This window comes from Ralstonia pickettii (assembly GCF_000607165.1).
In the GTDB taxonomy this organism is placed as follows: Bacteria; Pseudomonadota; Gammaproteobacteria; order Burkholderiales; family Burkholderiaceae; genus Ralstonia; species Ralstonia holmesii.
Genome location: NZ_JFZG01000008.1, coordinates 83260 through 97893 on the forward strand (window position 1 = coordinate 83260; position 14634 = coordinate 97893).

Sequence of the window (14634 nt, forward strand, 5' to 3'; positions counted from 1 at the left end):
TTCCTTAAGCATCGTTTCGATCTTGGTTATTCACGGCAATCTCTTGAATCGATAGACCGTGTAATGCTGCGCCGTCCCAGTGGGTATATCGAACAATCTCAATCTCATATGCACTTGCATGCGATCTTCGGCAATCAAATTTCCCTCTTCGTCGAGGTAAAGCGCCGCCATAAAATCAGTCTGATTGGGACCAAGCTCCGATCTGCTTTGCTGCCCCCCACCACCCCACACGATCTTTCCCTTACTACCCGTACAAACATATTTCCTAGTATCTTCAAATGAAGGGGAAAAGACCGCTTTCCGACTGTTCGGATAGATGAAAGTCACGCGGAACGTTCGGTCAGAATTCTTCTCAACCACTCCCTGGACCGGATACGCCTTGAACCCGTCGCCACGGTCAGCGGCGGCACGCACATCGGCCAACTGTTGGTTATCTGAAAAGGGAAAAGCTCTGTCGAGTCGCGAAATCCGATCTCGTTGTAGTGAACCGGGGTCTCCATCAATTATCTCGCCAGTACCTTCGTACCTACCTGATAGGTCCACGCACGATTCACCGGCGTATTTGACGGGATCGGGATTCCCGGCTCCACTGCCGGGATAGTTGGGCGGAGCATGCAGGCAGCCGGAACATGCCACGACTATTGCGATTGATGAAACAATTGAAATGGGTCTCATCTTTTTTCCTGAGACTGGTTAAATTGACGCCTAAATGTCGACCAATCCAATCCGTACTGATTTAGGAATGTCGTCCCAGCAAATGGCGCAGACAATGGAATATCGATATCCGTTTGAATTTCGAAAAGATTCCTTTGAAGAGCGCTCATCCCCTCCTTCAAATTTCCGATCTTATCGTAAGCAAAAATACTACCCATAAAATCATGAGGCCCAGCAAAAGACTCAAGCAACTTGTCAACAACGGTCCCTGACGAATAGGAGTAACTTCCCAACGTTCCCGCCAATCCTTGAGCCCCACCCGTGGCCCCGCCAAAGTGAGTCAACGCTCCGTCAAGCGTATAGACCTTTCCCGTGAGCGGATTGATCTGCGTTCCCTCAAACAACATGGTGCCGTCCGGACCCGGCACTACATTCCCGACTGTTCGGAGATCATCGAAACTGACCCGAGTGCCCGCCAGCTTCACGCCATCACCATTAATACCCTGACTAGGTCCGCTCACATTAGTAACCAAGCCTTTCTCTGGAGCATTCTCGTCGGCTATGCCTTTGAACTGGCGCGACGACTCGACCTGATTCTGCCGCATCGCATCGCCCGCCCATGCAATCGCCGCAGTAGCAAAACCGGAGATGGCTCCCGACTTACAGTCACCACCCGACATAGCCGCAGTACCGCAACCTGCTGCAGTCGATGCGAGCAGACGATCGATACCGTAGTTCGCCCCAAAGTACCCCGTGACACCACCGGTGATAGCCCCGGCAGCGCCAGCAATCAACGTCTGCCCAAGATCAAGGCGACCATTCAGACCGATCTGAGAGACTGCGCTCGCCGCCATTCCGCCAAGCGCCCCGGCAATCGCAAGATTCGCCATGCCTCCGGCCGCAAACACGGAACTGGCCATGATCCCGCCCGCGGCAGTAGCGGCTTCGACCGAACCTGTGGCGATCAACGTAGCCATACCCGCTTCTGCTGCGGCAACCTGCGCCGCGGCGATTGCAGCAGCAGCGGCGCCCGCTGTCACTACTGCGGCCACCAGTGCGATCACCATCACCACAAAGGTCGGCAGAGCACTCTGCTCCTTAATGAAGTCCTGGTGGATGTCGTCCTTGACCGTTCCGGCTGTGTAGTTCCCGCCCAGATTCGCCTGCAGTTGCGAAATCAGCGCATCAGTCCGGGTCTGATCGACCGACCCATCCGCGTTGCGCACAACGAATGCATCGTTGACCGCATTGATGGCATTGGCCTGTACGTTCAGGTTCACCGCGCTCATGAACCCGCCCGGCTGCACCTGCGTGCCGGTCACCTGCAGCCATCCGCCATCCACCTTGTAGGCCGACGTACCGATGTCCACCACATTCGGCGCGTTATCGATCGTGCCGGCCTTGACGTTGAGCGTGTCACTGGCGGTGACTTGGCCGCTATTGCGCAGCGTGCCATCGACGTTCAGGTTGACGTTCTGCCCCGCGATCACGCCACCCGCCGGCTGGGTGATGGCATCCGCGTAGCCTGCCGGCAAGTAAAGCTGCGGCACCAGTGCGCTCACCATCGGGCAAGCGGTGCTGGCGACCGTATTGCAGTTCGGGTCTGGCACCTGCTGTGTGACGTACCACAACATCGGCTTATCCAACTCGGCGATCTGCTGTTGCGTCAGCGCCTGGCCGAGCTGGATGTTGTGTGCCTTTGCGTAATCAGCTGCGTCCTTGTACAGGATCAGCTTTTCCTGATCCGTGACGGACAGCTGATTCTGGTTGTCGTACGTCAGGCCGCTGATGAAGCTGCTCTGGCCGGTTTGCTGCTGAGCGGCCTGCAACAGCTTCTGGTCTTCGGTAAACGGATCGAAGTAGAACGGTGTGCTGCCCGGCTGCAGATTGGCTGGCAACTGCGCCAAGAGGGAATTCGGCGTCACGCCCGCCAACACCGAGGTCGCCGGGTTCTGGTTCAGATAGGTCGCGCCGTTGACGCTGGGAGTCGGCGCACTGGTCGTATTGCCAGCCGCCGGCGCGTTGAAGTGCCAGGTCACCTGCGAGCTGCCGGGTGCCGCAGGCGTCGTTACGATTGCCGGCTGGAAACTCCAGACCGGCGCTTGCACGGGAGCCACATTCGCTTGCGGCGCACCACCGGACGCACCGGACGTGGTCGGAGCCGCGCCTCCCGATTGAGCCGTCGGGCCACTACCCGCAGTGCTTGCTGCCTGCAGCGCTCCAGTCGGACCCGGAGGCGGCGCCAACGAGATCACCTGCCTGCCTGCCACGGTCGGCGGTGTCGGTTGATTCGGATTCGTAATGCCGTTGGTTAGCGCGGCTCCGCTCACGTCGACGGTGCTGCCCAGCAAGTTGCCGGTATTCAGCACTTGTCCACCGGAGGTCACCGACAGTGCATTGCCGGCTTGAATCCCGGAAGCCAAGTTGCCGAGCACCGCAACGCCACTGGTGTTGTGGCGGATATCCGAACTGAACAGCCCCGTCTCTTCGACCCACAACCCATGCCAGTTGGCGTTGAGCGCGATGCTGGTGTTGTCAATGCCACCGGCCATGCTGACCGTGACATTGCGGCCCCCGGTAATCAGCGCCCCGTTGTTGGTCAGCGTAGTACCCGACAGCTTGACGTCGCGTGCGGCCGAGATGACGCCCGCGGGGCCCGCCTGTGTCATCTCATCCGATGCACACTGGCTTTCCTTGTAGGTGCCCCCGGCGTTACAGCCACCCGCGTAGCTCGGGTTCATGTTCCCGTAGCTCTTGTGCAGCGTCACGGGTGCCATGGTCGTGTTGACCACCGTCGGTGCACTGATGGTGACATCACCCGCCGTCGACTGGATCGCGCCGGACGTGTTCGTCAGCCCATTGGTGGCCGTCAACGTTACATTGCCGACAGCGGCCAACGTGCCATTGTTGTTCTGGATGTTCGCGGCGTTGACGGTCAGCGTGTCACCAGCTGCTACGGTATTGGGGGTCTGTTGCCAGGCGAGGGTATCCACATGAGCGCCACCTTCCTTACAGGTAGCGGCTCCCGGCAGGCAGCCCGGCGTAGTGGTGACCTGGCTGATATAGGCGCCTTGGTTGGTGAACGTGCCGGGCGTCGTGATCGTGACCTTGGCGGCGGCTGCAATGTCCCCCGCGTTCACCAGGTCACCGTTTCCGGTGAGCGAGAGATTGCCGCCACTCAGAATCTGTCCCGCCTTGCCCAGCGTCTGCGTCACCGAGGATTGGCTCGGCGCCGATGTCGTGTTGCCGGAGGCATCCTGGTTCAAGGTCACCTGGGACGCCGTCGGTGCCGGCGTGGTGCAGCTATCGCAGCTCGACGGATAACCCTGCGGCTGGCCGTACTGCAGTTGGCGCGGCTGGAACGGATCAACAACGCCATTGGAGCCGCTCTGCCCCATGTGCTGGAGCTGCGCGATGAACGCCGCGTACTCGCCCGCATTCACGACATCCGTCACGCTGCTGGTCAGCGTTGCAGAACGACTGTTGTCCAGCGTGCCTACGTTGAGCGTGACATTGCCCGCCGCCTGAATCAAGCCGCCCTTGTTTGAAAGGCTGGCGGCAGTGATGTCCATCGCCTCGCCGGCGACGATCTGACCGGCGGTGCCGTCGGCTTGGCGGATGATGGTGCGGTCTACAGTCGGCAGCGCTACAGACTGCGTGCCCGATTGAGCCCCCGCCGGCAGCAGATGCCACATGTCGACATAGCCGAGCGAGGCGCCATTGTCGCCGCCCCCCGAATAGACGCCGATGTAACCCGTCGCCAACTGCACGGATGCGCCGTCCGGCGTGCGTGCCAGATCGCCAATTGTCAGGTTCGTGGTCGGGCCGGGCGCATACGGGCTGGAGCAGGTGTCGCAGCTGCCGGTGCTCACCCACGGTGCGTAGCTGCCAATGATCGTCGAGTTCAGCAGTGAGTCGTTGAGCACCTTGCCGAAACTGCTGCCGGCATCCACCGGGCCACTACGATCGTTGATAACGTTCTGCGCGGCGATATGAATATTGCCGTTGGCGCCGATCGTGCTGGCGACGTTGTTCAGCGTGCCGCTCAGGTCAAACTTGAGGTCGCCATTGGCTTGGGTCTTGCCGCCCCGGTTGTCGTAGTTGGAACCGGTGACGGTGATATTGCCCAGCGCCTCAGTCGTCCCACTGTTCTGGATATTGCCGGCGAGCGCCAGATTGCCATCAGCGTGAATCGTCCCGGAATTGGCGAGATTGCCGGCCGACAGCGACACATTGGCGCCGCCCACGATCTGACCGCTATTGGCCAACGTGCCGGCAGTGGACAACGACAGGTCGCCCGCCTTCTGAATCGTGCCGCTATTGGTGATGCCCTGCGCGGCATTGATCGCCACGTTGGAACCCTGCACGTTCCACGTCTGCGTGTTGTTGATCGACTGGACCGACACCGTCAGGAGGTTGTTGGCATTGAGCGTGCCGGTGGCGGCCGCCGACGGATCGAACCCCTGATTCGGGGTGTTGACCGTCAGGTTGTTGCCCGCCAGTACTTGGCCGCCAGCGTTGTTGAAGCTGCCCGCGCCGCCGTTGACCGTGAAGGTCATGTTTCCCGTGGTTGGGGATTGCCCGCTCAGGTCTCCCGCGAAGAACGTACCGCCCTGGTTACTCTTGAGCGTGTTGGTAGTGACGTTGAGTGTCTGCGTGCCAACCACGAGGCCATTCGCGTTATCGACGCTATTGGCCGCGGTCAGGTTGACGGTCTGGCCGCCGACGGTTCCGCGGTTCACCACATCGGTCGCGTTGACGGTCAATTGGTTCGCCGCGAGCGTGCCAGTGTTGTTGAGCGTACCGGTGGTGACGGTGGCCTGCTGGGTGGCAAGCGTCGAGCCTTGGTTGTTGACGGCCGCACCACCCAGCGTCAGGTTGGCTGCATTGCTGCTACCGGTGAGCGTCAAACCGTTGGTGGCAACCGCATCCAGCGTGCCTTGCACGACATTGGCCTGGTTCGCTTGCGAGCCGACCGTGATATTTGCACCACGCAGTGTCGCATTGCCGCCGACATAGTTCAGTTGGCCAACAGTGAGCGCCTTAGTGGCACCGGCTTGCAGGTCGGAACCTGTTTGCAGCTGACCGGTCAGGGTTGTGTTTTGCCCGCTGCTGATGCTGGTCTTGCCCTGGCTCGCCAGGTTGCCCGAAACGGTGGTGCTGCCGGCCTGCGACGCAAGCGTCGCGTTCTTCCCAGCGTAGACGGCGCCACCGATGTTCAAGTCCTGGGCCGCGCCGGCGTTGACGTTACCGTTGTAGGCGAGGACAGAACCGGTGCTGGTCAGTTGCCCGGTCTGCGCGTTCAGGCTGACATTTCCCCCGACACTGGCGGCTGTGCCGTTGACGGTCAGGTTGCGTCCGGCCGTGGCCTGCAGGTCAGTGCCGGCCGCCGCTCCGCCATCCAAGGTCGCATCACGCGTGGCGGAGACTGAGACGGTCCCCGGTGCGCTGACAGCGCCGCCCAGGTGCACGTCGCCCAAAGTGCCGGTGCCATTGGCGGTCAAGTTGACCTGGTTGCCCTTGACTTGGCCACCAAGGTCAATGCTGCCTGCGGTGACGGTGGCCGTCTGGGCGGCGCTCAAGTTACCCGTGCCCGTAGTCGTCTGGCTGGCAGAGAGTGACGCATTGCCACCAGCGGCGACGTCGCCTGCCAGCGTGACGGATTGGCCTGCCGTCACGCTGGTGTTGCCCGTACTGGATACCGCGCCGCTCACGGCAACCGCGTTGCCCGCCTGCAAGTTGGCATCGACGCCGCTGCCGACTTGGCCGCCCACCGTCAGGTTCTGCCCTGCGCTCAACGTGAGCGTGCCGTTGCTGCCGATCTGGCCCGACGTGGTCAGGTTGCTGCCCGCGTTGACGGTGGCGGTGCCCGCTGCGCTGACAAGACCGCCCAGGTGCGTGTCGGTGCCGGAGGTGACGTTCAGGTTGCCGGGGGTCAGGACAGCACCGCTGGTGGTCACAGCGCCGGTGCGCCCTGTCAGACTGACGTTGCCCGTAGTGCTGCCGACCGTGCCGCCAACAGTGAGATTGCGTTGCGTCGCGAGGTTCAGGTCGCTGTCAGAGACCGCGCTGCCGTTGATGGTGGTATCACGCGCGGCCGAGAGTGCAATCGCGCCCGGTGCGCTGACGTTGCCACCCAGCGTGATGTCGCCGATGCCGTCATGACCCGCCGCCTGCATCGCGATCAGGCTCGCTTTGACGTCGCCGTTGACGCCGATGCTGCCGCCCGCCTGAATGCCAATCGCTTGGCTCGCGGTGAGATTGCCGGCACCGCTGACGGTGTTGCCAGTGGTGACGTTCAGGTTACCGCGGGCCTGGGTGGCGCCGCCGAGCGTCGCGTTCTGCCCAGCGGTGAGCGCGATGTCCTTCGCCGCATCAAGCGTACCGACCGTTGTGATGTTGCCGGCCGCAGCGTGGATGGTCGCGTTGCCATTCACGGCCGTGGTGCCACCGAGGCTCACGTCTTGTCCCGCGCTGGCGTTCAGGTTGCCCTGGCTTGTGACCGAGCCTGTCGTGGACAGCGTGCCGTTGGCGGCCGCTAGTGTGAGGTCGCCAACGCTGCCAATGGCGCCAGCTACCGCCAGATTTCGACCTGCGTTGATCGTCGTGGTACTGCCACCGGTCAGTTGCCCCGCGACGCTCGCGTCGCGCGCCGCTGTCAGCGCAATAGCGCCCGGCGCGGAGACGGTGCCGCCCAGCGTGACGTCGCCTGTGCCGTCCAGACCTTGGGCCGTGGTGGTGATGGAGGTGGCGTTGAGATTGCCGGTCAGATTGACGCTGTTGGCCGCCGTCGCGGCAAGTGCCTTTGTTGCCGAGAGATTGCCGGAACCTGTGAGATTGCCACCCGCGTTCAGGGCCAGATTGTTGCCCGCCTGCGTGGCACCGCCAACATTGACATCACCGCTTGCAGAAACGGATACGTCTTGCTGCGCCTTCGCCGTGCCCGTCGTGGAGACCGCGCCGGTCGAGACAATGCCGACGTTTTGCTGCCCGTAGACATTACCGACCGTGACGTTGCCGTTCGCGTCGATATTGACGTTGGACGTGTTGGCAGCCAAATCGCCCGCCGCCCGCACGCCCAACCCCTGCGCCGTGCTGATGAGCTTGATCTGCCCTGCGGTCATGGCGCCGAACGCCGTGGCGTCGATGGCCAGGCCGTTCTGTGCGGTCGCGCTGATAGCGGCGTTGTTCTGGCCGGTGCTGCTGACCTGCCAATCGGAGCCGGCGCGGCCGGTGCCCGTGGCCACGGGCGTCACTTGCTGGTTACCGGCGATGAGGTTGATCTGATTGCCGGCGTACAGCGGCGCGTTAACGCCGATCGTCTGGCCGATCAGATTGATCGCCCCCACTGTGCCCTCGATGCCCGCACCATTGGGGCTACCCGCCGCGGGGTCGATCTGGATGCGGCCGCTGTTGACCGTGTAGCCGATCGCCGTTGCCTTGTCGAAGCCGACCGGGGCACCACTGCCGTTCAGGAACTGCGGCGTGCCGGTGACAAGGCTCACTGCGGGCGTGTTCGTAAAGCCCGCGCCCTGGAGATACACGCCCGCGGGTGCCGCAAAAATGACGCTTGCCGGCGCGCCGAAGACTTCGACCGTGCCGTTGATACGGATCGGTGCGGTGCCCGTGACCTGCGTCAGGATGGTTGACGCTGGGCCGGAGGAAGCGAGATTCGGGTTGCCCGCGACGTTGCCGCCCAGGAATGTACCGCCGCCGGCGAGGCTGTTGTTCATCACCAAGCCGACGCCATTGTCGACCGTCAGCGACTGCAGCAGGTTGTACGACAGGCCTGCCTGGTTCGGCGTCGTGATGTTAATGGTCGGGACACCCGTCGTCGTCTGGGTAATGGCGGGCGTGAAACGGATGGGGGCGGTGGGGTCGGTAATTGGCGCGGCTTCGGCCTGCTGGATACCCCAACGAACGAGAATGCGGCCCGTGGTTTGCCACGACGCGATCAGGTTGCGAAGTGACTCGCTGGCATCGTTGCCATGTGTCGCAATGATCGCCGCGCTCTGTTGAGCGGCCTGCCACGAAATTTGTACGGGGCCCAGCCAGCTGAGGACGGCAACAGCACCTGCAATGGTGCGGGCGAGAACCGAGCGCCTGGCGCGGTCAGTACGACTGACAAGGGTATCGTCACCGCCCGGAATGCCTTGTTCTTGTTGTTGTACAGCGGCACGCGGCTGCGCAAGCGCGGGCCGCGCATTGGCCGATACCGGCTCGCGCATTGCAGAACTCCCCAAACCTGTTGTTTAGCGGGGTCGCTGCATGGCCATCAATGGAAGATGTCAGGCGCCCCTTCTTGGACTTGGGGCGGGATGGTAGAGGAACACAATGTGGTGCGCATCCCCCATCGGATGGGAACCGATCTGAAAGTTTCTTAAGTCAGATCTTGGTCCCTTGCATCGTAGCGCCTCACTAACGCACGCTAGCGAGAGCGGCATCCTGGCCAATGCCAGCCGCGGAGCAACATCTTCCGCGCCATACCTGCACGTCAGCAACAATGGAAGGCATCACATGCAAATCGCCGAACTATTCATTGACGAGCGCTACGAACGCATAACGCTGCCGCCTATCGACAGCGAAGTCCTACCCGGGGTGCCCTGGGGGAGGCATGAAGCGCTGTTCACGCCAGCCTACTGGAAGGTGCAGACCGAGATCCACAAATCTGCTTGCGACACTACCGGCTACCGGCTATCGGCTTGGCCAAACGCTACATGAGGAAACCGTGGCGTGCGTATTGGGCGGCCACGGTATCCCAGCAGAGATTGGGCTCGCCGCGTTCGAGCGCGTTCGCGGGGCCGGTATAGGGATAGATTTCTCTGACCCTCGAGAGCAGTTGGCTGAGTCTCAAGCGGTCGGTAGCAACACAGCGTTGAGCAAGCCTAAGCGGCGCAGTACCCGGGCGGCATGAAAAACTATGCGCTTAGAAGACCTAGTGGGGGTTCGAGACGCACGCCACCTCAGAGCCGCTGAGAGCAGGCCTGAACAACATTCAATTGTCATCCGCACGAGCTACCCCAAAGTGTCGGCCGCCGTTCGTGCAAGACGGCACGGTTTCGACGCTACGGAGGGGGATATACGTATCTCGACGCGCGAGTGAAGTTGGAGGCTGAGGTTGGGAAGCGCCGGGGCGCGCGTGAGCGCACAAGACGGGCTTGGCAGAGAAGAACAGCAGACGCAAACCCGGACGTGTCCCTCGCCAACCTAGAGTTTCAATTAGTTGTTGCGCCGCCCACAAATCCAATGTTTATAAGGGATTCCAGGACGGCGGCGCAACAACTTCGGAAACGCGACGCAACAACTATTTCAAATCGCTAAGTCTGTTTCTGCGCCGGCCAAAACTTATTCGACAGTCACCGATTTCGCCAGGTTACGCGGCTTGTCGACGTCCGTGCCGCGCGCCAGTGCCGTGTGATACGCGAGCAATTGCAGTGGCACCACGTGCAGGATCGGCGAGAGCTGGCCGTAATGCTCCGGCATGCGGATCACCTGGATGCCGTCGCTCGACTGGATCTGCGTATCGGCGTCGGCAAACACGTACAGCTTGCCGCCGCGCGCGCGCACTTCCTGGATGTTCGACTTGAGCTTTTCAAGCAGCGCGTCGTTCGGGGCGACGGTCACGACCGGCATCTGCTCGGTCACCAGCGCCAGCGGTCCGTGCTTGAGTTCGCCGGCGGGGTAGGCCTCGGCGTGGATGTACGAGATTTCCTTGAGCTTGAGCGCGCCTTCCAGGGCGATCGGGTAATGCAGACCGCGACCGAGGAACAGCGCGTTTTCACGGCGGGCAAACTCTTCCGACCACGCGATGATCTGCGGCTCCAGCGCCAGCACGGCATTCAGCGCCGACGGCAGATGGCGCAGATGACGCAGCGCGTCTTCTTCCTGCTCCGCATTCAGATGGCCGCGCAGCTTGGCAAACGTCAGTGCCAGCATGTACAGCGCTGCCAGCTGCGTGGTGAATGCCTTGGTGGACGCCACGCCGATCTCGGTGCCCGCGCGCGTGAGGAACTTGAGCTGCGTCTCGCGCACCATGGCGCTGGTCGCGACGTTGCAGATCGCCAGCGTGTGCGTGTGGCCGAGTTCGCGTGCGTGGCGCAGCGCGGCCAGCGTGTCGGCGGTTTCGCCCGATTGTGAAATCACGACGACCAGCGCGTTCGGGTTGGGCACCGTCTCGCGGTAGCGGTATTCGCTGGCGACTTCCACCTGCGTCGGGATCTTGGCGATCGATTCGAGCCAGTACTTGGCCGTGCAGCCCGAGTAGTAGCTCGTGCCGCAAGCCAGAATCAGCACGCTATCGACCTTGGGCAGCACCTGGGCCGCCTCGGGGCCAAACAGATCGGGGCCAAACCCTTGCACGCCTTCAAGCGTATCGCCCAGGGCGCGCGGCTGCTCGAAGATTTCCTTCTGCATGAAGTGGCGGAAGGGGCCGAGTTCCACGGCGGCAGCGTAGGTGCCGACTTCCTTCACTTCGCGCTCGACGATCTTGTCGTTTGCATCGGCCACGGTGAAGCCGTCGCGGGTGAGTTCCACCACGTCGCCTTCTTCCAGGTAGGCCATGCGGCTGGCGGTGCCGGCCACGGCCAGCGCGTCCGACGCCAGGAACGATTCGTTCTCGCCGATTGCCACCACCAGCGGCGAGCCGGCGCGCGCGCCCACCACCACGTCGGGGTTGTCACGGGCAAACACGGCAATCGCATAGGCGCCATGCAAGCGCTTGACCGACGCACGCACCGAGGCGAACAGGTCGCCGCGCGTGGCGCTGCTCGGGTACGTGTAAGCCTGGTGGATCAGGTGCGCAACGACTTCGGTATCCGTCTGCGATTCAAAGCCGTAGCCGACGGCCTTGAGTTCTTCGCGCAGCGACTCGTAGTTTTCGATGATGCCGTTGTGCACCAGAGCGATGGTGTCGCCCGAAAAGTGCGGGTGGGCGTTGACCGTGTCCGGCCGGCCATGCGTGGCCCAGCGCGTGTGCGCGATGCCGATGGCGCCGTCCAGGTGGCTCGTCTGTGCCTGGGCATCCAGATCAGCCACGCGCGACACGGTGCGCGCGCGCTCTAGCTGGCCATCACGCTGAACGGCAACGCCGCAGGAGTCGTAGCCGCGGTATTCCAGGCGGCGCAGGCCTTCGATCAGGACGGGAACGATATTGCGCGTGGAAACCGCGCCAACGATACCGCACATGTTGATTTCTCCAGTTGGGGTGTGGCAGCACGTTGAATGTGCGCCGCACTCGGTAATTCAGTATCGATGCTCGCGCGCCGAAGCGGCATCCGCTGTTCGGCGCAGGAGAAACCCTGTCAGCCTTCCTTCTTCTGCTTGACCGGGCGCTGCCAGCTGTCGATGGTGACCTGGCGCGCCCGCGAGACCGTCAGCTTGCCCTCGGGCGCGTCCTTGGTCAGCGTGGTGCCAGCACCCAGCGTCGCGCCCTTGCCCACGCGCACCGGCGCCACGAGCTGCGTATCGGAACCGATGAAGGCGTCGTCTTCGATGATGGTGCGGAATTTGTTTGCGCCATCGTAATTGCACGTGATGGTGCCAGCGCCGATGTTGACGCGCGAGCCCACCGTGGCGTCGCCCACGTAGGCGAGGTGGTTGGCCTTGCTGTGCGCCGCGACCTGGCTGTTCTTTACCTCGACAAAGTTGCCGATGTGCACGTCTTCGGCCAGCTCGGTGCCCGGGCGCAGGCGCGCGTACGGGCCGATGCGCGAGTCGGCGCCAACCTTGGCGCGCTCGATGTGGCAGAACGGCAGGATCTCGGCGCCGGCCTCGATGGCCGCATCGCGGATCACCGCATTGGCGCCGATGCGCACGCCATCCGCCAGCGTGACGTTGCCCTCGAAGATGCAGTTGACGTCGATCACCACGTCGCGGCCGCACGTGAGCTTGCCGCGCACGTCGATGCGGGCCGGGTCGATCAGCGTCACGCCGTCTTCCAGCAGTTGCTGCGCGAGATTGCGCTGGTGAATGCGCTCCAGCTCCGCCAGTTGCACCTTGCTGTTCACGCCCAGCGTTTCCCACTCGGCCAGCGGATGCGCGGAGGTAATGGGCACGCCTTCGCTGGCGGCACGCTCGATCACGTCGGTCAGGTAATACTCGCCCTGCGCGTTGTCATTCGACAGCGTCGCCAGCCAGTTCTTGAGCTTGGCGGTCGGGCACACCAGGATGCCGGTGTTCACCTCATGGATGGCGAGCTGCGTTTCGTTGGCGTCTTTCTGCTCGACGATGCGCGTGATGCGGCCGGCGGCGTCGCGCACGATGCGGCCATAGCCGGTCGGGTCGCCCAGATGCACGGTCAGCACGCCCAGATGGTCGTTGCCGGCGGCGCCGACCAGCGCGCTCAGCGTTTCGGCGCGGGTGAGCGGCACGTCACCGTAGAGCACCAGGGTGGGCACGCTTTCGTCGAGCTGCTCCACGGCCTGCATGACGGCGTGGCCCGTGCCCAGTTGCTTGTCTTGCGTGGCGAAGGCGATGTCGGACGCGCCGACCATCTCGCGCACCCGATCGCCGCCGTGGCCGACCACCACCACCAGCCGCGTCGGCGACATGGTGCGGGCGGTTTCAATGACGTGCGCCAGCAGCGGTTTGCCGGCCAGGGGGTGCAGCACTTTCGGCAGGGCGGAGCGCATGCGTTTGCCCATGCCTGCAGCCAAGATGACGATATTCACAAGGAGGTTCCTAGAGTGACTCGAAGCGATAGCCTGCGACGGGTTGCCGGCGCCTGGAATGGCTGCCTGAAACCCACCGCCCGCCACCTCCCCTCAGGATGGCCGGACCGCCTGCAAACCCTTCTGCGGGGCGCTTTTGCGGCGTATAAGACACAGATGCAAAAATTCTAGCATGGGGCCCACCCTCCCCCTGAACCGGTCAAACGGTGGAATTGTTGCAACCGCGCCATTACCGAGACGGTTAGCCCGCCCGCCGGTCAGGCGGACGGTGGACGCTCGGCATGGCGCGCCGGGGCGCATGTGGGCATGCGTGCGCCACCTGTGTGACGGGGGCCGCGCTCAGCTTGCGGCTGTCTCGCCGGGCACGGCTTGGTCGGCGGGCTTGTCCCCTGGCTTGCGCTCAAACCGCACGAACTCGATGCGATCGTCATGCGAGCCGGCAAACACCAGCGGGGCCTGGTCGTAAGCAGTCTGGCCAAACAGCGCGTCTTCACCGATCTTCGCCAGGCCCGTGGTCAGGCCGTTGAAGTCGAACAGATCGGTATCGGCCAGGTGCGACGGCACCACGTTTTGCAGTGAAGCGAAGATGTTGTCGATGCGGCCCGGCGTCTGGCGCTCCCACTCCAGCAGCATCTCCTTGACCTTCTTGCGTTGCAGGTTTTCCTGCGAGCCGCAGAGGTTGCACGGGATGATCGGGAATTCCATCGCGCGGGCGTAGGAGGCGATCTCCTTCTCTGCGCAGTAGGCCAGCGGGCGGATGACGATGTGCTCGCCGTTGTCGGTGGCCAGCTTGGGCGGCATCGCCTTCATCTTGCCGCCGAAGAACATGTTCAGGAAGAACGTGTTGACGATGTCGTCGCGGTGGTGGCCCAGCGCGATCTTGTTGGCACCCAGTTCCTTGGCGGTGCGGTAGATCACGCCGCGGCGCAGACGCGAGCACAGTGAGCACGTGGTCTTGCCCTCGGGCACCTTCTCCTTGACGATCGAATACGTGTCCGCCTCGACGATCACATACTCCACGCCCAGCTTCTTCAAGTAGTTGGGCAGGACCTCTTCCGGAAAGCCCGGCTGCTTCTGATCGAGGTTCATCGCGATCAGCTTGAAATCGACCGGGGCGCGCTTCTGCAGCGCCATCAGGACCGACAGCATCGTGTACGAGTCCTTGCCGCCGGACAGGCACACGAGGATGGTGTCGCCGTCTTCGATCATCTTGAAGTCGCCGATGGCGCGGCCGACCTGCGACTGCAGACGGGTTTCTAGGCGGTGGAAATTATTGGAAAACGTCATGGCATCTCGACCCCGCCAGCGCTGA

General features: G+C 62.9%; 6 protein-coding genes. 1 reads left to right on the forward strand and 5 read right to left on the reverse strand.

What is annotated here, in order from left to right:
- Positions 1–30 precede the first annotated feature (30 nt).
- Both BG83_RS28705 and BG83_RS0111880 read right to left on the reverse strand, forming a co-directional pair.
- On the reverse strand, positions 31–675 hold the full coding sequence (locus BG83_RS28705; protein WP_037031829.1) for a hypothetical protein: 645 nt from the start codon (positions 673–675) through the stop codon (positions 31–33).
- The gene (locus BG83_RS0111880; protein ID WP_024976927.1) at positions 672–8882 is read right to left on the reverse strand and encodes a hemagglutinin; all 8211 of its coding nucleotides are present in this window, start codon (positions 8880–8882) and stop codon (positions 672–674) included. The genes BG83_RS28705 and BG83_RS0111880 overlap by 4 nt, the downstream gene beginning before the upstream one ends.
- 289 nt (positions 8883–9171) lie before the next feature.
- On the opposite strand from BG83_RS0111880, the gene BG83_RS27765 reads away from it, so the two are divergent.
- Positions 9172–9375, forward strand: a complete 204-nt coding sequence (locus BG83_RS27765; RefSeq protein WP_024976928.1) for a hypothetical protein — start codon at positions 9172–9174, stop codon at positions 9373–9375.
- Between the two features lie 624 nt (positions 9376–9999).
- Here BG83_RS27765 and glmS read toward each other — a convergent pair.
- From glmS to ttcA, 3 genes are all read right to left on the reverse strand, one after another.
- Positions 10000–11838: a glutamine--fructose-6-phosphate transaminase (isomerizing) gene (gene glmS / locus BG83_RS0111890; protein ID WP_024976929.1), complete on the reverse strand. Its 1839-nt coding sequence runs from the start codon at positions 11836–11838 to the stop codon at positions 10000–10002.
- 116 nt (positions 11839–11954) lie between these two features.
- Positions 11955–13322 (reverse strand): bifunctional UDP-N-acetylglucosamine diphosphorylase/glucosamine-1-phosphate N-acetyltransferase GlmU, encoded by a 1368-nt coding sequence (glmU, locus tag BG83_RS0111895; protein ID WP_024976930.1) that lies wholly within the window; start codon positions 13320–13322, stop codon positions 11955–11957.
- Positions 13323–13661: 339 nt separating this feature from the next.
- Positions 13662–14609 (reverse strand): tRNA 2-thiocytidine(32) synthetase TtcA, encoded by a 948-nt coding sequence (gene ttcA / locus BG83_RS0111900; protein ID WP_024976931.1) that lies wholly within the window; start codon positions 14607–14609, stop codon positions 13662–13664.
- Positions 14610–14634 lie beyond the last annotated feature (25 nt).

Coding starts and splice junctions, on each gene's coding strand:
- BG83_RS0111880 (WP_024976927.1), bottom strand. CDS start 8,882: ATGCGCGAGCCGGTATCGGCCAATGCGCGGCCCGCGCTTGCGCAGCCG.
- glmS (WP_024976929.1), bottom strand. CDS start 11,838: ATGTGCGGTATCGTTGGCGCGGTTTCCACGCGCAATATCGTTCCCGTC.
- BG83_RS27765 (WP_024976928.1), top strand. CDS start 9,172: ATGCAAATCGCCGAACTATTCATTGACGAGCGCTACGAACGCATAACG.
- ttcA (WP_024976931.1), bottom strand. CDS start 14,609: ATGACGTTTTCCAATAATTTCCACCGCCTAGAAACCCGTCTGCAGTCG.
- BG83_RS28705 (WP_037031829.1), bottom strand. CDS start 675: ATGAGACCCATTTCAATTGTTTCATCAATCGCAATAGTCGTGGCATGT.